The sequence below is a fragment of the Bradyrhizobium sp. 6(2017) genome, assembly GCF_011058295.2.
In the GTDB taxonomy this organism is placed as follows: domain Bacteria; phylum Pseudomonadota; class Alphaproteobacteria; order Rhizobiales; family Xanthobacteraceae; genus Bradyrhizobium; species Bradyrhizobium septentrionale.
On the sequence record NZ_CP049289.2, the window covers coordinates 1,758,083 to 1,778,011 of the forward strand.

At 65.1% G+C, this 19,929-nt stretch carries 20 protein-coding genes; 2 read left to right on the top strand and 18 right to left on the bottom strand.

Annotated features, from left to right (window positions below):
* Nucleotides 1-24 precede the first annotated feature (24 nt).
* The 3 genes from G6P99_RS08275 to G6P99_RS08285 are packed head-to-tail and all read right to left on the bottom strand — an operon-like array spanning nt 25 to nt 1,323.
* Nucleotides 25-573 (bottom strand): hypothetical protein, encoded by a 549-nt coding sequence (locus G6P99_RS08275; protein ID WP_029081922.1) that lies wholly within the window; start codon nt 571-573, stop codon nt 25-27.
* Nucleotides 574-606: 33 nt separating this feature from the next.
* The gene (locus tag G6P99_RS08280; RefSeq protein ID WP_029081923.1) at nt 607-1,002 is read right to left on the bottom strand and encodes a VOC family protein; all 396 of its coding nucleotides are present in this window, start codon (nt 1,000-1,002) and stop codon (nt 607-609) included.
* A complete protein-coding gene (locus tag G6P99_RS08285; protein WP_029081924.1) occupies nt 1,003-1,323 on the bottom strand; it encodes a c-type cytochrome in 321 nt (106 codons plus the stop codon).
* Nucleotides 1,324-1,712: 389 nt separating this feature from the next.
* On the opposite strand from G6P99_RS08285, the gene G6P99_RS08290 reads away from it, so the two are divergent.
* On the top strand, nt 1,713-2,015 hold the full coding sequence (locus G6P99_RS08290; protein WP_029081925.1) for a hypothetical protein: 303 nt from the start codon (nt 1,713-1,715) through the stop codon (nt 2,013-2,015).
* 48 nt (nt 2,016-2,063) lie between these two features.
* Here the strand turns inward: G6P99_RS08290 and arfB are convergent, their stop codons facing one another.
* From arfB to G6P99_RS08330, 8 genes are all read right to left on the bottom strand, one after another.
* The gene (arfB, locus tag G6P99_RS08295) at nt 2,064-2,483 is read right to left on the bottom strand and encodes an alternative ribosome rescue aminoacyl-tRNA hydrolase ArfB (protein WP_029081926.1); all 420 of its coding nucleotides are present in this window, start codon (nt 2,481-2,483) and stop codon (nt 2,064-2,066) included.
* A gap of 315 nt (nt 2,484-2,798) precedes the next feature.
* On the bottom strand, nt 2,799-4,163 hold the full coding sequence (locus G6P99_RS08300) for a M16 family metallopeptidase (protein WP_051346420.1): 1,365 nt from the start codon (nt 4,161-4,163) through the stop codon (nt 2,799-2,801).
* The gene (locus tag G6P99_RS08305; RefSeq protein ID WP_035977132.1) at nt 4,160-5,548 is read right to left on the bottom strand and encodes a M16 family metallopeptidase; all 1,389 of its coding nucleotides are present in this window, start codon (nt 5,546-5,548) and stop codon (nt 4,160-4,162) included. Before G6P99_RS08305 ends, G6P99_RS08300 begins: the two co-directional genes overlap by 4 nt.
* 168 nt (nt 5,549-5,716) lie before the next feature.
* Nucleotides 5,717-6,448, bottom strand: coding sequence for a hypothetical protein (locus tag G6P99_RS08310; RefSeq protein WP_029081929.1), 732 nt, complete (start codon nt 6,446-6,448; stop codon nt 5,717-5,719).
* 100 nt (nt 6,449-6,548) lie between these two features.
* Nucleotides 6,549-7,070, bottom strand: a complete 522-nt coding sequence (lspA, locus tag G6P99_RS08315) for a signal peptidase II (RefSeq protein WP_035977133.1) — start codon at nt 7,068-7,070, stop codon at nt 6,549-6,551.
* Nucleotides 7,043-10,042 (bottom strand): isoleucine--tRNA ligase, encoded by a 3,000-nt coding sequence (gene ileS / locus G6P99_RS08320; RefSeq protein ID WP_029081931.1) that lies wholly within the window; start codon nt 10,040-10,042, stop codon nt 7,043-7,045. The genes lspA and ileS overlap by 28 nt, the downstream gene beginning before the upstream one ends.
* Nucleotides 10,043-10,255: 213 nt before the next feature.
* A complete protein-coding gene (locus tag G6P99_RS08325) occupies nt 10,256-10,807 on the bottom strand; it encodes a sugar O-acetyltransferase (protein ID WP_029081932.1) in 552 nt (183 codons plus the stop codon).
* Complete coding sequence (locus G6P99_RS08330; RefSeq protein WP_029081933.1) at nt 10,804-11,775, bottom strand: bifunctional riboflavin kinase/FAD synthetase; 972 nt, start codon at nt 11,773-11,775, stop codon at nt 10,804-10,806. Before G6P99_RS08330 ends, G6P99_RS08325 begins: the two co-directional genes overlap by 4 nt.
* Before the next feature lie 213 nt (nt 11,776-11,988).
* Between G6P99_RS08330 and G6P99_RS08335 the strand changes: the two genes are divergently transcribed.
* Entirely contained in the window at nt 11,989-12,384 is a 396-nt protein-coding gene (locus tag G6P99_RS08335) for a response regulator (protein WP_016844467.1), read from the top strand.
* A gap of 258 nt (nt 12,385-12,642) precedes the next feature.
* Here G6P99_RS08335 and G6P99_RS08340 read toward each other — a convergent pair whose 3' ends face one another.
* From G6P99_RS08340 to uvrC, 7 genes are all read right to left on the bottom strand, one after another.
* Complete coding sequence (locus G6P99_RS08340) at nt 12,643-13,494, bottom strand: TIGR01459 family HAD-type hydrolase (RefSeq protein ID WP_029081934.1); 852 nt, start codon at nt 13,492-13,494, stop codon at nt 12,643-12,645.
* Between the two features lie 15 nt (nt 13,495-13,509).
* Nucleotides 13,510-14,922, bottom strand: coding sequence for an EAL domain-containing protein (locus G6P99_RS08345; protein ID WP_165127752.1), 1,413 nt, complete (start codon nt 14,920-14,922; stop codon nt 13,510-13,512).
* A gap of 179 nt (nt 14,923-15,101) precedes the next feature.
* The gene (gene prmB / locus G6P99_RS08350) at nt 15,102-16,061 is read right to left on the bottom strand and encodes a 50S ribosomal protein L3 N(5)-glutamine methyltransferase (protein WP_165127754.1); all 960 of its coding nucleotides are present in this window, start codon (nt 16,059-16,061) and stop codon (nt 15,102-15,104) included.
* The gene (locus G6P99_RS08355; RefSeq protein ID WP_029081937.1) at nt 16,061-16,528 is read right to left on the bottom strand and encodes a molybdenum cofactor biosynthesis protein MoaE; all 468 of its coding nucleotides are present in this window, start codon (nt 16,526-16,528) and stop codon (nt 16,061-16,063) included. Before G6P99_RS08355 ends, prmB begins: the two co-directional genes overlap by 1 nt.
* An 8-nt stretch (nt 16,529-16,536) precedes the next feature.
* Complete coding sequence (moaD, locus tag G6P99_RS08360) at nt 16,537-16,788, bottom strand: molybdopterin converting factor subunit 1 (RefSeq protein ID WP_029081938.1); 252 nt, start codon at nt 16,786-16,788, stop codon at nt 16,537-16,539.
* Complete coding sequence (gene pgsA / locus G6P99_RS08365) at nt 16,785-17,399, bottom strand: CDP-diacylglycerol--glycerol-3-phosphate 3-phosphatidyltransferase (RefSeq protein ID WP_029081939.1); 615 nt, start codon at nt 17,397-17,399, stop codon at nt 16,785-16,787. Before pgsA ends, moaD begins: the two co-directional genes overlap by 4 nt.
* 206 nt (nt 17,400-17,605) lie before the next feature.
* Nucleotides 17,606-19,693 (bottom strand): excinuclease ABC subunit UvrC, encoded by a 2,088-nt coding sequence (gene uvrC, locus G6P99_RS08370; RefSeq protein WP_165127756.1) that lies wholly within the window; start codon nt 19,691-19,693, stop codon nt 17,606-17,608.
* Nucleotides 19,694-19,929 lie beyond the last annotated feature (236 nt).

Sequence of the window (19,929 nt, forward strand, 5' to 3'; positions counted from 1 at the left end):
GTTTCCTCCCGAGCGTTGTCCGATTCAAGCCTTCGGCAGCCAGTCGATATCGGCGAAGCCGCGCTTGATGTAGCCGCCGTGCTCGGCGGAGGAGCCCTCGTAGCCGAACCGCGGCCACACCTCCTTGTTGTTGTAGAGCGAGACGATCAGGTCGCCGCGGATCTGCTGGAAGAACGCGCTTCCCTCGATCTGCTGCAGCAGCGCGACGCGATCGTTCTCCCAGGCGACCTGGACATAGGGCATCTTGTGGCGGTCGTTGGCCGCCTGATCGAGCCTGATAACGCCGTTATTGATCAGCGATTTGACCGCCGGATCCTTCGCCGCCTTCGCATCCCACGGCTTGACCGCGGTGATGTAATAGCTGTCGCCGAGAAAGTCGTGCGGATAGATGTCGCGCGCCATCTTCAACAGCGTCTTCAGCGTGGCCGGCGGCAGCGTCGAGGCCTCATCGGCCCACGCGTCGGTGATGCCAAGCCCGGTGGAGGTCGCGATCGCGACTGCCGGTGCGGTGGCGGCTGCGCCTTTGAGGAAGACACGCCGGTCATATTTGCTGCGTCGATCGATTTCTCTCATGGGTTTCCTCCGTAGACATTTCTTGTAATTGGATTAACCGAACCGCCCGCCGCGCTGGATCACCTCGATCTTGTAGCCGTCGGGATCGGAGACGAAGAAGAAGCGCGCCAGCGTCTTGCCGTCATGCTTGAAGTCGCGCAGCGGCCCGGGCGACAGTTTCTCCTTTTCGAAGCGCGCGTGCTCGGCGTCGACGTCATCGACCACGATGGCGAGGTGGCCGTAGCCGTCGCCGAGCGCATAGGGCTCCTTGCGGTCGAAATTGACCGTGAGCTCGACCTCGAAGGGCGAGGAGGGATGGCGCAGATAGATCAGCGCGAAATCGGGAAATCGCAGATTATCCGCGATCTCGAGGCCGAACGCGCGCTTGTAGAAGTCGAGCGCCCTGGCCTCGTCGAACACGCGGATCATCGAGTGCACGGGTTTCGCCATTCAGTTCAGCTCCTTCAGATAGGCGATGATCATGGCGCGGGTTTCCGGCTTGGCCTGCCGATAGGCCATCACGGCGCCAGGGATCACCTCCTGCGGATTGGCCAGCCAGGCATCGAGCCTGGCGTCGTCCCAGACGAAATCCGCCTTCGTAAAGCCCGCGGAATATTTGAAGCCGTCGGCTTGGCCAGCATGGCGGCCGACGATCTTGAAGAGCGACGGTCCCTGCCGGACGGGATCCGATGTGTTGGTGGTATGGCAGGTCGCGCATTGCTGCTTGAACAGCGTCGCCCCATCGGGCGGTTTGGCGGCAGGCAATGGCATTTGCGCGCCGGCCATTTGCACTGCAAACATCGCGCTGCAAAATCCCAGCGCCAACGTCCACTTGGCCCGCAGCTTTGTCATATACATCACCGCCTCTGTGCGGTGACTGTAGGAGGCTGAAATCGGACGTTGGTAGTAGCGGGCTGTTTCACCGCAGAACAAAGATGGGCGGTGATCTGGCGCGGAACTGATCGTTGCCGCATATGCGAACGACAAATCCGCAAAATGACCGCGAAATCCCTGCACGATCACCACACGACGTAGCTTGCATTGCGCGTGCGCCGTTTGCGGAAAATTCAGTCTCGCGCGATGGGGTTCAGGGTCGGCGCTGCAAACGGCGCATACGAGCGCCGCTCCGTCCATCGTCAATTAAAGTCCAGGAGAAATGGATGACGTTTGTGAAAACCAGCGTGCTCGCCCTTGCCGTCTCGGCCGCGATGGCCGGCCCCGTTCTGGCGCAAGGGGCCGCATCGGATACCCAGCTTCGCGGCGGTGCACAGGGCAGGGGTACCGTGCAGCAGGGCGGCGGCATGTCCGGCAGCGGCGATGAGGAAATGGCGGCGCAACCCGGCACCACGACGCAGAAGGGCGGCGCCACTGCCAAGTCGGGCAGCAAGGGAACGGTCGGCAGCGGCCACGCCACTCCGAAGTCCAGCGGTTCCGAGATGGCGCCGGGGACCAAAAAGTACTGAGGCGGGATTCCGGACGCCGCGCCGCGCGTGCGTTGCGTCCGGTGCTCCTCAATCGTCGAAACGGCGGGTGCCGCGGCCGGCCTTGATGTCACTGCGGTGCTTCTTGCCTTCGAGCCGGCGCTGCTTGGAGCCGAGCGTCGGCCTGGTCGGCCGCCGCGGTGTCGGCCGCACCATCGCTTCCTTCAGCATCTCGAGCAGCCGCTCGATCGCGTCGGCGCGATTGCGGTCCTGGGTGCGAAAGCGGAAGGCCTGGATCACGATCACGCCGTCCTTGGTCATGCGGCTGCCGGCGAGGCGCGCCAGCCGTTGCGCGGCGTCCGGCGGCAGCGTGATCTTGTGCGTGTCGAAGCGGAGCTGTGCTGCGGTCGAGACCTTGTTGACATTCTGTCCGCCCGGTCCGGAGGCGCGGACAAACACGATCTCAATGTCGTTCTCGTCGATCGTAAGGTCGCGGGACACCCGCAGCATGACATCACCCGGTAAGGCAAGAATCGGCGACCGCAGGATAGCGGGTTTGGCTGTGCTTGGCCTGGGTTGATGCAGCGTTCGTGACGTCTGCGTTCGGAGTGCAGGCCACCCCTCTCCCCAACCCTCCCCCGCAAGGGGGGAGGGAGCCCATCCGCCGGTGCGTCCCTTACCCTATCTCATGCACCTCAACGCCGCAGTGAAGCGATGTGAGGTGAGCACGCCTGTCAGGCTCCCTCCCCCCTTGCGGGGGAGGGTTGGGGGAGAGGGGTGGCCACAACGGAGGTGTGTGTAGAAGTCGGTACGTGCCGAAGCGCGTCAGTTCGCCTTCGGCGGCGCCGACGCCGGTTGCGCCGCGGCCTGCGGGGAGCGGCCGACGATCACGGTGAGCAGGCCGTTGCCCCAGAGCTTTTTGGCGACCCGCTTGGCGTCGTCGAGCGTCACCGCATCGACGATCGCGTTGCGCTTCTCGATGTAATCGATCGGCAGCTTGTCGAGCTGGTATTGCAGCATCGCCTGCGCGAGCTTGGAGGAGGTGTCGAGTGCCAGCATCTGCGAGCCCTTCAGATAGGACTTCGCCTCGTCCAGTTCCTTCTGCGTCGGGCCTTCCTCGGCGATGCGGCGGACTTCGGCATCGATCGCATCGACGGTCTCGCCGGCGCGATCGGCGCGGGTGCCGGTGTTGCCGATGAACAGCGCGGAGTGATCCATCCAGACCAGCGCTTCATAGATCGAATAGGCCAGCCCGCGCTTCTCGCGCACTTCCTTGTAGAGCCGCGACGACGACCCGCCGCCGCCGAGAATGTGGTTCACCACATAGGCCGGCATGAAATCCGGGTCGTGCCTATTGATGCCGGGGCCGCCGAAAGTGACGACAGTCTGCGGCACGTCGAGCGGGACGAAGGCGCGCTGCGGCGGCTTGGTCGCCACGACGTCGGCAATCGGCGTCAATTCGGCCTTCGCCGGCAGGCCGCCAAAGGTCTTGTCCAGGAGCTTGCCGAGCGTCTCAGGGTCGACGTCGCCGACCACGGCGATGCGCAGCGTATCCTTGGCGATGATGCGGCGGACATAGTCCTTCAGGTCAGCGATCTCGATGGTCGGCACGCTCTCGAGCGTGCCGGTGGCGGTCCTGGCATAGGGATGATCGCCGAATGCGAGCTCGAGGAACTTGCGGCCGGCTAGCGACGACGGATTGGTCGATTCGCGGCGCAGGTTCGAGATCGTCTGGGCGCGGATGCGCTCGACGTCCTTCGGCTCGAACCGCGCCGAGGTCAGCGCCATCCGCAACAAATCGTAGGCTTCGTCCTTGTTGTCCTTGAGCATGCGCAGCGAGCCGCGGAATTGATCGCGGTTCGACTGGAAGCTGAGCTCGATGGCGCGGCGCTCGAGCCGCTCATGATAGCTCTTGGAATCGAGATCGCCGGAGCCCTCGTCGAGCAGGTCGGCGACCAGATTGCCGACGCCGGGCTTGCCGGGCGGATCCTGGCTGGCGCCGCCGCTGAAGGAATACTCCATCGCGATCAGCGGTACGGTCGCATCTTGCACGAACCACGCCTCGATGCCGCCGGGCGACACCAGCCGCTGGATCTTGGCCGCGGCCTGCGAGGGCGCCGATGACAGCGAAAGCAGCGCGGCGCAGGCGCCGCCGATCAGCGCCGCACGGCGGGTCAGGGAATAGATCACGAGCGCTTCTCCTCGCGTTTCGGCGCAGTATCCTTGATCAGATAGCCGGTCACCGACCGCTTCTTGTCGAGCCAGGTAGCGGCTGCGGCACGCACCTGCTCGGCGGTGACGGCGCGAATGCGATCCGGCCAGCTCCTGATGTCGTCGATGCTGAGCCCGGTGGTCAGCGCCCCGCCATACCAGCGAGCCAGCGTCGCCTGATTGTCCTGGGCGTAGATCGCTTCCGCGATGAGCTGGGTCTTGACCCGTTCGAGGTCCTCGGCGCGGGCCGGGTTCTGCGCGAGGTCGGCGATCACCTTGTCGATCGCGTCCTCGATCTGTGCGAACTCGACGCCCGCCTTGGGCGTCACCGAGATCGAGAATTGCGACGGATCGAGCGAAGTGCCCTGGTAGCCGGCGCCGGCTGAGATCGCGAGGCCCTTGTCGATCACCAGCGAGCGATAGAGGTAGGAGTTGGCGCCGCCGCCCATCAATTGCGCGAGCACATCGAGCGCCTGGCTCTCACCCGATGCGGCTGTGGTCGCCGAGGGCACCAAATAATAGCGGCGAAGGCCCGGCTGTTCGACCCGCGGATCGGACAGCGTCACGGTGCGCGGTGCGGCCGGCGTCGGCTCCTGCGGCCGGACGCGCTTCTCGGGGATCGCCTTCTGCGCCGCGATCGGGCCGAAATTCTTCTCGACCAGCGGGCGGATATCCTTGACGTCGACGTCGCCGGCGATGACCAGGATCGCGTTGTTCGGCGCGTAGAAGCGCCGGTAGAAGGCGAGCGCATCCTCGCGGTCGAGCTTCTCGATCTCCTGGTGCCAGCCGATCACCGGCCGGCCGTAGGGATGGTTGAGATAGAGCGCGGCCATGATCTGCTCGGTGAGCCGGGCGTCCGGGTTGTTGGCAACCCGCATGTTGTACTCTTCGAGCACGACGTCGCGCTCGGGCAGCACATTCTCGTCCTTCAGGATCAGGCCGGTCATGCGGTCGGCCTCGAACTCCATCATGGAGGCGAGCTGCTCGCGCGGCACGCGCTGGAAGTAGCCGGTATAGTCAACCGAGGTGAAGGCGTTCTCGTTGCCGCCGACCCGCAGCACGGTCTTCGAGAACTCGCCCTCCGGATGCTTGGCGGTGCCCTTGAACATCAGATGCTCGAGGAAATGCGCCAGCCCTGATTTGCCGGGCGTCTCGTCGGCGGAGCCCACCTTGTACCAGATCATCTGCGTCACGACCGGCGTGCGGCGATCGGGGATCACCACGACCTGCAGGCCGTTGTCGAGCGTGAAGCTGGCGGGGCGTTCCGAGGTGACGGTGGTCTGGGCGCGGAGGCTGGCGCCCGACAGCGGGATCGTGGAAAAAAATGCGGCAGCAAACAGGGCAATCGATCGGCGTGAGGGCATCATGATCCTTGTTGAAGCCCGGACACACAGCCGGGGCGCGAAAGCAAGCCATCGTACACGGTCGTATCCGTGCCCGTCGTCACGAAGCGGAGAGACGCCCGTCACCCCGCATTAAGCTTTGCTCATGTCAGCCTTCGCCCGCACAGGCCAAGTGATTGGGCCAAACGATCACTGCACCGGTTTTCCGGACATGACGTCGAACTGGCCCTCTTTCGCCACCGGCTGCATCGGTCCAGTGCCATAGGCAAAGCCCGATGATGGCGTCTGGTAGCCCGGCGGCGGCTCGGTCAGGGAATCGCGCGTCGGCTCACCCTTGAACGGCTTGGACTCGCTGCTGTTTCCCTTGAACATGCCGAGCAGGCCGCCAGTGTAACCGAGCTGGCTCGGCGACAGCGCCGGATTCGTGTTCGCACCAGGCTCGAGCGGTTCCCGCTTGCCGTCGGTGGCCGTCTGCTGCTTGCGGCCGGCCTCGATCTCGGCCTGCGTCAGCGGCATCGCCGACTCCCAAGACTCTTTCTTGACTTCCTTCTTGCGCGCCGCAATCGCGGCCTTGCGCCTGGCGATATCGGGGTCCTTCGGCCAGTTCGGCGCATTGGCCTGGGCGGCCGAGGCCGGCGGGGGCAGGTCGAGCTTCGGCGGCACCACCAACGGCGAGCGCTCGCGGTAGTCGATGCCCTTGCTGGCCGCGCTCTTGGCGCCGAGCCCGGTCATCAGATTGTCGACGATCCGCTCTTCGAAGGTCAGGCCGTCATCGCCATCGTCGTCATCGTCGCCGGCGCGCACCGGGCCGGCCGTCATGACAAGGCCGATCCCGGCCGCAACGAACGCCAGGCGGAGGCCGCGCATCAGCGGCATCCGGGAGGTCTCGATCAGGTAACCGCGGGCTTTGGTGTTGCGCATCGCGCTATTTCCATCTCAAAATTCGCCCGAGCGATCACTGGCTTAGCGCTCAGTTCCGCTGGGTGCAAGTCGGCCGCCGACCGGTTCGTATCGGCCGGGATCAGGGCGCTTTTACGGCGGGGGTCCCCATCACGGAATCATACAATAGGGCGGCCACACCAGCAACGATCGCCACATCGGCGAGGTTGAATACGTACCAATTGAAGGTTTTTCCCCCGATCTCGACATGAAACAGGACGAAATCGACCACGGCGCCATAGGCGAAGCGGTCGATGCCGTTGCCGATCGCGCCGCCGATGATCAGCCCCAGCGACAGCGTCGCCAGCCAGGTCCGCGACCGCGCCATCCAGATCGCCAGGGCGATCACGGCGGCGGCCTTGATCACCATCAGCAGAATCTGGGCCGCCGGGGTCTCGCTCTGAAACCAGCCGAAACTGATCCCGGGATTCCAGGCCAGCACCAGGTCGAAGAACGGCGTCACCTGCACCGCGCCGCGGTGGGCAATGCCAAAGACGTACAGCAGCCAGAGCTTGGAGGCCTGGTCGGCGATCAGGGTGATGACCGCCGCCAGCACACCCGCGCGAACGGGCGAGCTCAAGCCGTCCCCCCCAGCGCCTTCCATTCGCGCAGCGCTTGCGCGTCGCGCGGCGAGACGTCGGGATATTCGCGATCCTCGCCGACCGTGGGCAGGATCTTCCACGAGCGCGCGCATTTGGTGCCGACCGCCTTCTCGACCACGACGGCAACGCCGGGCACGGCATCGAGGCGGAAGGCATTGGCCGGCGCCTCGCCCTCGCGCACCTCGTAGTTCGAGGTGATGCAGACTTCGGCGAGGTCGATGTCGAACAGCGTTGCCAACATCTGCCGGTCGGCGACGTAGATCACCGGCGATGCCTCGAGCGAGGAGCCGATCCGCTTGGCGGCGCGTTCGAGCTCGAGCGCGCCGGTGACGACGCGGCGGACGTTGCGGATCGTCTCCCACTTCGCTGCGAGGGCGTCGTCGCGGAACTGCTCGAGACCTTCGGGGAACAGCGTGAGGTGCACCGATGGCTCCGCGTTCGGCCGGTACATCCGCCAGGCTTCGTCGGTCGTGAAGCTCAGGATCGGCGCCAGCCATTTCAGGATCGCGTCGCACAACAGGTCGATCGTGGTCAGCGCCGCCTTGCGCGCCACCGACGACGGCGGATCGCAATACAGCGTGTCCTTGCGGATATCGAAATAGAACGCCGATAGCTCGGAGTTCATGAAGGCCGCGAGGCTTGCGACCACGGTCTTGTAGTCGAACTCCGCATAGGCCTTGCGGATGGTCTCGGCGTGCCCGGCCAGTTCGTGCAGCATCAGCCGCTCGAGCTCGGGCATCTCGGCAAAGCCGACCTTCTCGCTCGGCTTGAAGTGATGCAGCGTGCCGAGCATCCAGCGGATCGAGTTGCGCAGCTTGCGATATGTCTCGATGGTGTTCTTCAGGATCTCCGGGCCGATGCGCTGGTCGTCGGCATAGTCGGTGGCGCAGACCCACAGCCGCAGGATATCCGCACCGGAATCCTTGATCACCTTCTGCGGCTCGACGGTGTTGCCGAGTGACTTCGACATCTTGCGGCCGTTCTCGTCGAGCGTGAAGCCGTGGGTCAGCACGATGTCGTACGGCGCGCGGCCGCGCGTGCCGGCGCTTTCCAGCAGCGACGAGTGGAACCAGCCGCGATGCTGGTCCGAACCTTCCAGATACATCACGGTGTCGTCGCCGCCATCGATCTTGCGAACGATGTTGCCGAGCTGCGGGAAGTTCTGGCGGTCTTCCAGCACGAAGGCGTGCGTCGAACCGGAATCGAACCAGACGTCGCAGATGTCGTCGACCTTCTTCCAGTTCTCCGACGCGCGGGCCCCGAGGAAGCGCTCGCGGGCGCCGTCCATGTACCAGGCGTCGGCGCCTTCTTCCATGAACGCCTCGGCGATGCGCTGGTTGACGACCTCGTCCTGCAGGATCTCGGCCGAGCCGTCGCTGTTCTCGCGCACGAACACGGCGATCGGCACGCCCCAGGCGCGCTGCCGCGAGATCACCCAGTCCGGACGGTTGGCGATCATGCCGTTGATGCGGTTCTCGCCGGCCGGCGGTACCCATTGCGTGACCGAGATCGCGTGCAGGGCGCGGGCGCGCAGCGTGTCGCCCTTCTTCGCATGGCCGTTCTCCGCGATGTCCTTGTCCATCGCGATGAACCATTGCGGCGTGTTGCGGAAGATCACCGGCTTCTTGGAGCGCCAGGAATGCGGATATTGGTGCTTGAGGCGGCCGCGCGCCAGCAGCTTGCCGGCCTCGATCAGCGCCTTGATCACGGCCTCGTTGGCGTCGCCCTTTTCGCCCTTGTCGTTGATCACGCGCTTTCCGGTGAAGCCCGGCGCCTGTGCGGTGTAGGCGCCGTTCTCGTCGACCGTGTAGGGGATCGCAGTCGGGATGCCGCGCGCGTCGAGCTCGCGGGTGTTGGCCGTCCAGACGTCGAAGTCCTCGCGGCCGTGGCTCGGCGCGGTGTGGACGAAGCCGGTGCCGGTGTCGTCGGTGACATGCTCGCCGGCGAGCAGCGGCACGGTGAACTCGTAGCCGCCACCGAACCCGCGCAGCGGATGGGCGCATTCCACGGCGTCGAGCGTGTCGCCGGGGATATCGCGGACCTTCTCATAGGCCGTGACGCGGGCCTGCTTGAACACCTCGGCGGCAAGCGCATCGGCCAGGATCAGGAGATCGCCCGTCTTCGCCCAATTGTCCGCAGGCGCATCCGTGACCTTGTAGAGGCCATAAGCAATCTTCGGCGAGAACGAGATCGCGCGGTTGCCGGGCAGCGTCCACGGCGTGGTGGTCCAGATCACGACCGAGGCATTGGCCAGCGCGCCATGCGCCGGCGAGGTGACCGGGAATTTCACCCACACCATGTCGGAGGTGTAGTCCTCGTATTCGACCTCGGCTTCGGCAAGCGCGGTCTTCTCGACCACGCTCCACATCACGGGCTTCGAGCCGCGATAGAGCGTGCCGTTGGCGGCGAATTTCATCAGCTCGCGGGCGATCGCAGCTTCCGCCGGATAGCTCATGGTCTGATAGGGATGGTCCCAGTCGCCGATGATGCCGAGCCGCTTGAACTCCTCGCGCTGCACGTTGATCCAGTGCGTCGCATAGGCGCGGCATTCCTTGCGGAATGCGACCATCGCGGCGGAGTCGCGGAAGTCGGGCTTCTGCTTGCCCTTGGAGCGGTAGTTCTCCTCCTCGATCTTCCATTCGATCGGCAGGCCGTGGCAATCCCAGCCCGGCACGTAGTTGGAGTCGAAGCCGAGCATCTGCTGGCTCTTGGTCACGACGTCCTTGAGGATCTTGTTCAGCGCGTGCCCGATATGGATGTTGCCGTTGGCATAGGGCGGGCCGTCATGCAGCACGAATTTGGCGCGGCCCTCGGCCTCTTGGCGCAGCTTGGTGTAGAGGCCGATGTCGTTCCAGTATTTCAGGATTTCCGGCTCGCGCTGAGGCAGGCCGGCGCGCATCGGGAATTCCGTCTGCGGCAGGTAAAGGGTCTTGGAATAGTCGTTGGCGTCGGTCTTTTGCGGCTTGTCGGACATGAAGGCTCTGATTTGGCAGGTGAGGGCGCGGATACGCGATCAATCGCGGGTGAAACGGCGAAAGTCCCGGTCTTGCGCCGAGCCTTCAGGCTCAGGCGGAAGCCGGGCCGCTAATCCGTATGATGCGCCGCGAAAACATGGGGTTTCCATAGCAGCCAAGCGGGGAAATCGCAAAGCCTCCGCCGCCGGCAAATCCGGACCTGCCGGGGTGCCCTAGGTCTGCCGCGGCCGGGCCGGATTTCCCGCCACGGTCGCGCCGGCGGCGACGTCCCGGGTGACCACGCTGCCGGCCCCCACCAGCGCGCCGTCGCCGATCGTGACGCCGGGCAGGATGATGGCACCCCCGCCGATCCAGACGTCGCTACCGATCCGGATCGGGCGGCCGAATTCCAGCCCGGCGCGCCGGGTCGCGGCGTCGCGCGGGTGGTCGGCGGTATAGATCTGCACCGCGGGCCCGATCTGGGTGCGATCGCCGATCGCGACCTCGACCACGTCAAGGATGACGCAATTGAAGTTCAGGAACACGCCGTCGCCGAGGCTGATATTGCCGCCGTAGTCGCAGAAGAACGGCGGGCGGATCACGGCATCCTTGCCGACCCTGCGGAATCGCTCGGCGAGCAGCGCGTGCAGCTCGCTTGCGGAAGAGGCGCCTGACGCGTTGTAGCGCGTCATCCAATGTTCCGCCGCGGTATGGTCGGCGGCGAGCTCGGCATCGGGGCGATACAGTTCGCCCGCCAGCATCTTCTGCTTCTCAGTCCTGTTCAACCAATCGCTCCGAGCTGCGGGAACGCATCGGGTGCCGCGGCCAGCACCGCGCGCGCCTTGGCGCTGTCGTCGTCCATCTGGCGGATCAACGCCTCGATGGTGTCGAATTTCAGCTCTTCGCGAATGAAACCGATGAATGCGACATCAAGGACCGTGTCGTAGAGATCGCCCTTGAAGTCGAACAGGAACACTTCGAGCAGCGGCGCGCCGTTGTCGAAGGTCGGACGCCGCCCGAAGCTTGCGACCCCGTCGAAACGTTGCGAGCCCTTGCCGACCCGCACCGCATAGATGCCGTGCTTCAGGCCGCAATGCTTGTCGAGGCGGATGTTGGCGGTGGGGTAGCCGAGGTCGCGGCCGCGCTTCTCGCCGTGGATCACCTTGCCGGTGACGAACCACGGTCCGCCCAGCATCGTGGTGGCGTCAGTGACCTGGCCCTCGGCGAGCGCCATGCGGATGGCGCTGGAGGAAACCGGACGCTCCTCGATATCGACATGGGCCTGCACATCGACCTCGATGCCGAGCCGCGGCGCTTCGCTGACCAGCAGGCTCGGCGAGCCGACCCGGCCCTTGCCGAAATGGAAGTCGTAGCCGACCGCGATTCCGCTGATGCCGAGCCGGTCAATCAGGTCATGGTGAATGAAGTCCTGTGCCGAGGTCCCGGCGCGCGCCTTGTCGAAGGTCATGACGACCGCGCCGGCAAGCCCCGTGGCCGCGAGCAGCCGCAGCTTGTTGGTCTCGTCCGTGAGGCGGAATTGCGGGGTGTTCGGGCTGAAGAAGGAGCGCGGATGCGGCTCGAAGGTCACGGCCAGCGCGGGCACGCCATGCGCCTTTCCCATCGCGAGCGCCGCGCCGATCACGGCGCGGTGACCGAGATGGACGCCATCGAAATTTCCCATCGCAACCACGGCGCCCTTCGGAATGGCGCTGGCGGGGGTGTTGTCGCGGATAACGATAAAGCCGGTGCTCATTTCAGGGATTCTTCGAGGATTCTTAAGCATGATTGTTGCGGGCCGGACCGTGACGCGGCGGCGGCGTGGAAGTCAAGCGTAGCGAAAATCGCGTCAAATCCGTAACAATCCGGATTCAGCCGGTTAACGCGCTGTTTAACGCCTGCTGTTAGTCGTTGGCGGAAAGCTGCGTTTGTGCAGAAGCCAGTTGCGTCAGTTGTTTTGGGGGGAAAGATGGCGGTTGATTTGTCCATGCCGGTTCTGGTGGTTGATGACTATAGCACCATGATCCGCATCATCCGGAATCTTCTCAAGCAGCTTGGATTCGAGAATATCGACGATGCCTCCGACGGCTCGGCGGCGCTGAACAAGATGCGCGGCAAGAAGTATGGACTGGTGATTTCCGACTGGAACATGGAGCCGATGACCGGCTACGACCTGCTCAAGGAAGTCCGCGCCGATCCCAACCTCGCGACCACGCCCTTCATCATGATCACGGCGGAATCCAAGACCGAGAACGTGATCGCGGCCAAGAAGGCCGGCGTGAATAATTACATCGTCAAGCCGTTCAACGCCGCCACGCTGAAGACCAAGATCGAGGCGGTCTTCCCGGACATGGCGACGGCGTAAGACGCCCGTTCATCGCACCATCTGAATATCTCGTCATGCCCGGGCAGAAGCGCGAAGCGCGTCTTCGCGCTAGACGTCCCGGGCATTTGCGTCAAATGCCAATGCGAAAGCCTTAGCGGGAGGGTGTGCCTGCACGATTTCGGAATATTGGAAGAATGTCCCTGAGTTGCCCGACGTGTCAAGTCGCCTGGTCGACCGTCAGCCGCCGGCGGCTACTTTGCATGGGGTTGTTTTCGATATTTTGGCTGTGAAGCGCCGCTACCACTTCAGGTCGCGCATCAGCGCGCGCGGCGGATGGCCGAACAATTCCTTCACCGAGGCCTGATCGAGCTGCTCGATGCCCTCGAACTGATCGGAATGGATGCCGCGGGTGACGAACAGCAGATCGATGCCGAAGCCATGGGCGCCGGTGAGGTCGGTGCGCACGGAATCGCCGATCGCGAGCACGCGGCTGAGTTCGGTCGGACGCCCGCGGCGCTCAGTGGCCAGCGCCATTGCGCGTTCATAGATCGGCCGGTGCGGCTTGCCGTAGAAGATCACCTCGCCGCCGAGTTCGCGATAGAGCTCGGCGACCGCGCCGGCGCAATAGATCAGCCGGTCGCCGCGTTCGACCACGATGTCTGGGTTAGCGCAGATCAGCGTGAGCTTGCGCTCGAGTGCCTTCAGCAGGGTGTCGCGATAGTCTTCGGCGGACTCGGTCTCGTCGTCGAACAGGCCGGTGCAGATGATGTAGTCGGCCTGCTCCAGCGGCACCATGGTGGCGTCGAGGCCGCGATGGATCGAACTGTCGCGCTCCGGGCCGATCCAGAAGATCTTCTGGCCGGGATGATCAGAAACAAAATGACGCGTCAGGTCGCCCGAGGAGACGATCGCGTCATAAGTCTCGTCGGCGACGCCGAGCTTGCGCAGCTGCCGCTGCACGGAATCGGCCGGCCGCGGCGCGTTGGTGATCAGGATGACGGTGCCGCCCTGCTGGCGGAAGGTGTGCAGCGCCGCGCAGGCCTCGGGAAAGGATTCGAGCCCGTTGTGCACGACGCCCCAGATGTCCGACAGCACGACGTCGACGCCGTCGACGAGATCGCGCAGCCGCTCCACAAAACGCAGCGTCATGAGGCGAACCGTTGGTTAGTTCGGACCGAGCGCGCGGCGCGCCAGCGCAGCGCTGCCGGTCGTGCGCGGTGGCGCTGCGGGGCTGGAGACGGGTGCGGAAGTGCTGGCGCCATTGAGGTCCTGGGGCTTGGTCTGTGCAGTCTCGGCGGTAGCAGATGCCCCTTCCGGCCGCAACGGCCGGGGCGGGGCGAACAGGAAGCCCTGGCCGAACCGGACATCGAAGTCGAGCAGATCGACCACCGAGCGCTCGCCCTCGATCCGTTCGGCGATCAGGTCGATACCGTAGCGGCCGAGCAGGTCGGACAGATCGGAGGGATGGATATCGGTGGTTGCGTTCTGCCTCGCGTCGAGCAGCAGCGCCGCCGGCACCTTGATGAAGCGGACGCCGCGATCGGCGAGCTCGCGCGGCTCGAGGCGGAGGTCGCTGACATGGTCGATCGAGAAGCGGTAGCCGCGCTGCGCCAGCGCCGCGAGGTTCTCGCTTTCGACCGCGCCGAGATTGCGGAAGGTCGCCTGCTTGAACTCGAGCACGAAGGACGGCGCCAGCGCGCGGTTGGCCTCGAGGAAATCGAGGCACTGGGTGAAATGTGCCGGGTTGGACAACGTCGCCGACGCCACGTTGCAGAACACGCCGACATCCTTGCTGCGGATCATCAGGCGGCGCAGCACCTGGACGCAGCGAAGCATCACCATGTGGTCGATACGGCCGATCAGGCCGCCGACCTCGGCTGCCTCGATGAAATCGTCGGCGGCAAGGACCTGATCGCGCTCGTCGCGCAACCGCGTCACCGCCTCGTAGTACCGTACCTTGCGCTGCGGCAGCGTCACCATCGGCTGCAGGTAGATGTCGAGGCGGTTCTCGTCGAGCGCGTGCCTGATCGCGCCGATGAGTTGGGTCTGGCTGCGTGATATCGCTGACGGAGGGGCAGGTGGCGGCGGGGGCGCAAACACGACGGTCGGTGCCGGCGGGACGGGCTGCAGCAGATCGTCGCGCAATGAGGCGACCGGCTGCGCCACGGGAGCTGCGGCCAGCAGATCCTCATGATGGGCGACGGACGCCGCAAGCTGCTTCACCAGTCCGCCAAGCTCGCTGATCTCGCCGGCCATGCCCTGGATCCGGTCGGCGCCGGTGGAGTTGGCCGAAGCGACGCGGCCTTCGACCGCGGCCAGCCGGCGGCCGAATTCGGCGACCTGGCGAGCGAGGTCGGCGGTGCCGCGCGACAGATCCGCGATCTGGCCGCCGACATCGCTGCGGTCGCGCAACCGCATCGAGACGGCGTTGTAGAGGATCAGGCAGGTGAGGGCGGTGAGCGCCACGATCGCCGATTCCGATCCGCTGATGCCCGCCACCGAATACAGCACGAAGCCCAGCGAGGCTGCGAGGAGCACCATGCAGATGGCGATGAAGATCGTCGAAATGCGAATCATGTCGCGCGCCCGCGCCCTCTCTCCGAATGTCCCCGGACCGCAACCTTAGCACCATTGTTGATTCGACGGGCCTGCGATCTTCGGAACCGGCTGGAACTGCACACGATTTTCGCTTCGTCCAGATCGGGCTCGGGAAGCCGGGGCTCCGCAATAATCCGGACCCGGCCGCGGCGCGCCGGTCAGAGGTCCGCGGCGGCGATCCAGAATACCTCGCCCTCGGAGTCCTCGGTGTCGAGCCAGAGCAGCGGCAGGTTCGGATAGGCAGCCTCGAGATTGTCGCGGCCGCGGCCGATCTCGCAGAGCAGGCCGCCCTGCGGGGTCAGATGTTGCCTGGCCTCGTCGAGCAGGCGGCGGACGATATCGAGCCCGTCAGTGCCGCCGTCGAACGCGATCTTCGGCTCGGCGCGGCACTCGCGCGGCAGCGCCGCCATGCCGCTAGCGTCGACATAGGGCGGGTTCGAGATGATGAGATCGTAGCGCCGGACGCCGAGCGGCTTGAACAGGTCGCCGCGATGGAGCGTCAGGCGATCGTCGAGGCCGTAGTCGGCGACGTTGCGCGCGGCGACTTCCAGCGCATCCTTGGAAATGTCGACCGCGTCGACCGCGGCGTTGGCGAAATGCCTGGCGGCCAAAATCGCAAGACAGCCGGAGCCGGTGCAGAGGTCGAGCACGCTTTCGACGTCCTCTGGGTCGCCGATCAACGAGGTGCCGTCCTCATCGCCGCGGAAATGCGAGTCCAGCAATTCACCGATGAAGGAGCGCGGCACGATGGTGCGCTCGTCGACATAGAATGGTAGGCCGCGCATATAGACCTTGTTGACGAGATAAGCGGCCGGCTTTCGCGTCGCGATCCGCCGCTCGATCAAGTCGAGGATCTGCCTGCCTTCGGCAATGGTGACGCGCGCGTTGGCAAAGCTCTCGAACTGGTCGGGGTGCAGGTGCAGCGTCTCGCAGATCAGGAATGCGGCCTCGGCCACCGGATCGGTGGTGCCGTGCGCGAACACGAGCTTTGCCGCGTTGAAGCGGCTGACCGCGTAGCGCAGGAAATCGAACAGGGTCTGAAGCTCGCCGGCGCCGACCTTGGGCGCTCTCGGCGCGGCGGGGCCGCGCCTGGCCGGCACTTTGCTGCGCTTGGCCATCAGGATTTGGTCCAGCGCGCGGCGGCCGCGTCGTCATGGTCGCGCGCCTCGATCCAGCCGGTGCCGCGCGCGCTTTCCTCGCGCTTCCAGAACGGTGCGTTGGTCTTGAGATAGTCCATCAGGAACTCGGCTGCCTCGAACGCGGCCTGCCGGTGCGCCGAGGCGGTCACGACCAGCACGATGTTCTCGCCAGGCGCGATGCGGCCGAAGCGATGGATGACGGTGAGGCCCTGCAATGGCCAGCGCGACAGTGCCTCGTCGGCGTGGCGCGCAATCTCGGCTTCCGCCATTTCAGGGTAGTGTTCGAGTGTCAGCGCCGCGATCGGCTCGCCCTGTTCGCTGCCGCGGCAGATGCCGCTGAAGCTGACGACCGCGCCGACATCGGTACGGCCCTTGCTTACGCCGGCGATCTCCTGCGCGACGTCGAAGTCGGCTTCCTGGATACGGATGGTCGCTGCAACGGTCATCGGAAGATTTAACCGCCGGTCATCGGCGGGAAGAACGCGATCTCGCGGGCGCCGGAGATCGCCGCGTCCGATTTGACGTGGGCGTGGTCGATCGCGGCCCGGATCACCGCGGGCTTCTCGAAGGCATAGGCATAGGCATCGTCGCGCGCGGCAAGCCAGCCGATCAGGTCGCCGACGGTGCGCACCCCGGCCGGCGGCTCGATGATCTCTTCGGCCTTGCCGACGCGTTCACGGACCCAGGCGAAATATTTCAGCTTCATCCCTCATCCTCCTTGATGAGGTGATGGATGCCGGCGCGGAAGTAATCCCAGCCGGTGTAGATCGTGAAGATCGCCGACATCCAGAGCAACACGATGCCGATCAGGGTGGTCGCCGGAACGACCTGCTCGCCCGCTTCGCCGGCGATCAGGAAGCCGATCGCCACCAGCTGGATCGTCGTCTTCCATTTCGCAAGCTTGGTGACGGGAACGCTGACCCGCAGTCCTGCGAGATATTCGCGCAGGCCCGAGACCAGGATCTCGCGGCACAGGATCACGATCGCCGCCCACAGCGTCCAGCCATGGATCGAGTTGTCGGCGGCCAGCATCAACAGGCTGGAGGCGACCAGAAGCTTGTCGGCGATCGGATCAAGCATCCGGCCGAATGCGGACTGCTGGTCCCACATCCGGGCGTAGTAACCGTCGAGGTAATCGGTGATCCCCGCCGCGATGAATACCGCCAGCGCCACCCAGCGCAGCCACAGCGGGCCGTCCAGGATCGATTGCCAGTAGACGCAGCCGATCACCACCGGGATGGCGGCGATCCGGGCATAGGTCAGGATATTCGGGAGGGACAAGGTCTTGGGCTGTCCCCGGGTCGTGGCGATGTTCATCCGTTCTACCAATACCGCTGAAGCAAGAAGGTCAACCGTGCGCAGGCCAAAGCGCGGTGAGATTACGCCGAATCCTCATGGCACTTTAGCTCCTTGTTTATGCATGATCTCCGCGCAAACGCCTCGCGTTTGTCGCGAGGGAACATTGCCCGCATCATGCCCTAGTTGCCCCGTCGCGGGCGACGCCCTGATGACTCGTCTTTCGTTTAACCCGGCTGGGCGTGGAAAAACTCGAAAATCTTGCGGGCGCTCTCGGCGCTGACGCCGGGAACCTTGCCGAGGTCGGCGATCGAGGCCCGCTCGATCTCCTTGAGAGTTCCGAAGTGGTGCAGCAGGGCACGTTTGCGCGACGGGCCGATCCCTGGGATCTCCTGCAGGCCGGCCTCGCGGATGTCCTTTTTGCGCAGCTTGCGGTGCGAGCCGATCACGAAGCGGTGGGCCTCGTCGCGCAGCCGCTGGATGAAATAGAGCACCGGGTCCCGCGGCTCCAGCTTGATGGCCTCGCGGTCCGGCATGAACAGGGTTTCGCGCCCGGCGTCGCGCTCCGGTCCCTTGGCCACCGCCATCAGCGAGACCTGGGTCAGCCCGAGATTCCCGAAAATTTCCCTGACCGCGTTGAGCTGGCCGCGGCCGCCGTCGATGATGACGAGGTCGGGCCATTGCGGGAACGAATCGTCGTCCGCCTTGGTCTTTGCGCCGTCCTTGGCGGCGGCCTCGCCCTCCGGCGGCTTCAGCAGCCGCTTGAAGCGGCGCTCCAGCACCTCGCGCATCATCCCGTAGTCGTCGCCGGGTGTCAGGCCCTCGGACTTGATGTTGAACTTGCGGTACTGATTCTTCATGAAGCCGTCGGGGCCGGCCACGATCATTGCGCCGACCGCGTTGGTGCCTTGGATGTGGCTGTTGTCGTAGACCTCGATGCGCTTTGGCGTGTGCGGCAGGCCGAGCGTGGTGACCATGCCCTCGAGCAGCCGGCTTTGCGTCGCGGTGTCGGCGAGCTTGCGGCCGAGCGCCTCGCGCGCGTTGGTGAGCGCGTGGCCGATCAGCTCCTTCTTCTCACCGCGCTTGGGCACGGAGACCTCGACCTTCGATCCGGCCTTGACCGACAGCGCGTCGGCAAGCAACGCGCTTTCCTCGATCTCGTGCGACAGCAGGATCAGCTTCGGCGGCGGCTTGTCGTCGTAGAATTGCGCGAGGAACGAGGACAGCACCTCCTCGGGCGTAAAGCTCTTCTCGGCCCGCGGGAAATAGGCGCGGTTGCCCCAGTTCTGGCCGGTGCGGAAGAAGAACACCTCGACGCAGGAATAGCCGCCTTCCTGATGGATCGCGAACACATCGGCTTCTTCGACCGTGCGCGGGTTGATGCCCTGCTGCGACTGGATCGCCGACAGCGCCGCGAGCCGGTCGCGGTACAGCGCCGCGGTCTCGAATTCGAGCTCGCCGGAGGCTTTCTCCATCTCGGCCGCGAGCAGCTCCTTCACGGCGTGGCTGCGCCCGGAGAGGAATTCGGTCGCCTCGCGCACCAGCTCGCTGTAGCCGGGGAAATCGATCTCGCGCGTGCAGGGGCCGGCGCAACGCTTGATCTGATAGAGCAGGCAGGGCCTGGTGCGGCTTTCGAAGAAGCCGTCGGTGCAGGAGCGGATCAGGAAGGCGCGCTGCAGCGCGGTGATGGTGCGGTTGACCGCGCCCGCGTTGGCGAACGGGCCGAAATAGCGTCCGGGCCGCGACTGCGCGCCGCGATGCTTGAGGATCTGCGGCGCCCAGTGATCGCCTGATATCAGGATATAGGGAAACGACTTGTCGTCGCGCAGCTGCACATTGAAGCGCGGGCGAAGCTGCTTGATCAGATTGGCTTCGAGCAGCAGTGCTTCGGTCTCGGTCGTGGTCGAGACGATCTCGACATGCGTGGTCGCGGCGATCATGCGCAGGATGCGCGCCGGCAGCGGCGCGTTGGCCCGCGCATAGGACGACAGCCGCTTTTTGACGTTCTTCGCCTTGCCGACATAGAGCACGTCGTTGGCGGCGTTGAGCATGCGGTAGACGCCGGGCGAGGTCGGGGCGAGGCGAACCGCGTTCTCGATCGCGGCGTGCCCGACCGAGAGCGTGCCCTCGGCAACCGCCTCGGTGGCGTCGTCCGAAGCGTCCGGCAGACGCGCCTCATCCTCCTCCTCGGCTGCGGAGGTTTCGGGATCGACGTCGCTCGTGTCGAGCGTCGGATCGTCCTGTGGCAGGTCGGACTTTGAACCGCGCCGTGGCTTCGGGGCCGGCGTCGGACGTTCGGGAGAATCGTGAACCATGGGCCGTAAATTAAGCGCTTGGGCGACCGCTCGCCAGCGTTGGCGGCGCCAGAAAAACAAGCCCGATTGCAGGAGGTTACCGACCCCGCGGGTCGACCCGGGTGGGTGGGTAACACATTGTTAAGATTGATGAGCGGGCCGGTAACCGGGCTTAACAGCCCTTTAACTTAAAACTCTCGATAAACCTTAGCGAAAAAAGTGGAATTCCGTAACCACGCTGGCCTTGGCCGGCGGGC

Coding starts and splice junctions, on each gene's coding strand:
- G6P99_RS08275 (WP_029081922.1), bottom strand. CDS start 573: ATGAGAGAAATCGATCGACGCAGCAAATATGACCGGCGTGTCTTCCTC.
- G6P99_RS08280 (WP_029081923.1), bottom strand. CDS start 1,002: ATGGCGAAACCCGTGCACTCGATGATCCGCGTGTTCGACGAGGCCAGG.
- G6P99_RS08285 (WP_029081924.1), bottom strand. CDS start 1,323: ATGCCATTGCCTGCCGCCAAACCGCCCGATGGGGCGACGCTGTTCAAG.
- G6P99_RS08290 (WP_029081925.1), top strand. CDS start 1,713: ATGACGTTTGTGAAAACCAGCGTGCTCGCCCTTGCCGTCTCGGCCGCG.
- arfB (WP_029081926.1), bottom strand. CDS start 2,483: ATGCTGCGGGTGTCCCGCGACCTTACGATCGACGAGAACGACATTGAG.
- G6P99_RS08305 (WP_035977132.1), bottom strand. CDS start 5,548: ATGCCCTCACGCCGATCGATTGCCCTGTTTGCTGCCGCATTTTTTTCC.
- G6P99_RS08310 (WP_029081929.1), bottom strand. CDS start 6,448: ATGCGCAACACCAAAGCCCGCGGTTACCTGATCGAGACCTCCCGGATG.
- lspA (WP_035977133.1), bottom strand. CDS start 7,070: ATGGAAGGCGCTGGGGGGGACGGCTTGAGCTCGCCCGTTCGCGCGGGT.
- ileS (WP_029081931.1), bottom strand. CDS start 10,042: ATGTCCGACAAGCCGCAAAAGACCGACGCCAACGACTATTCCAAGACC.
- G6P99_RS08330 (WP_029081933.1), bottom strand. CDS start 11,775: ATGAGCACCGGCTTTATCGTTATCCGCGACAACACCCCCGCCAGCGCC.
- G6P99_RS08335 (WP_016844467.1), top strand. CDS start 11,989: ATGGCGGTTGATTTGTCCATGCCGGTTCTGGTGGTTGATGACTATAGC.
- G6P99_RS08340 (WP_029081934.1), bottom strand. CDS start 13,494: ATGACGCTGCGTTTTGTGGAGCGGCTGCGCGATCTCGTCGACGGCGTC.
- G6P99_RS08345 (WP_165127752.1), bottom strand. CDS start 14,922: ATGATTCGCATTTCGACGATCTTCATCGCCATCTGCATGGTGCTCCTC.
- prmB (WP_165127754.1), bottom strand. CDS start 16,061: ATGGCCAAGCGCAGCAAAGTGCCGGCCAGGCGCGGCCCCGCCGCGCCG.
- G6P99_RS08355 (WP_029081937.1), bottom strand. CDS start 16,528: ATGACCGTTGCAGCGACCATCCGTATCCAGGAAGCCGACTTCGACGTC.
- moaD (WP_029081938.1), bottom strand. CDS start 16,788: ATGAAGCTGAAATATTTCGCCTGGGTCCGTGAACGCGTCGGCAAGGCC.
- pgsA (WP_029081939.1), bottom strand. CDS start 17,399: ATGAACATCGCCACGACCCGGGGACAGCCCAAGACCTTGTCCCTCCCG.
- uvrC (WP_165127756.1), bottom strand. CDS start 19,693: ATGGTTCACGATTCTCCCGAACGTCCGACGCCGGCCCCGAAGCCACGG.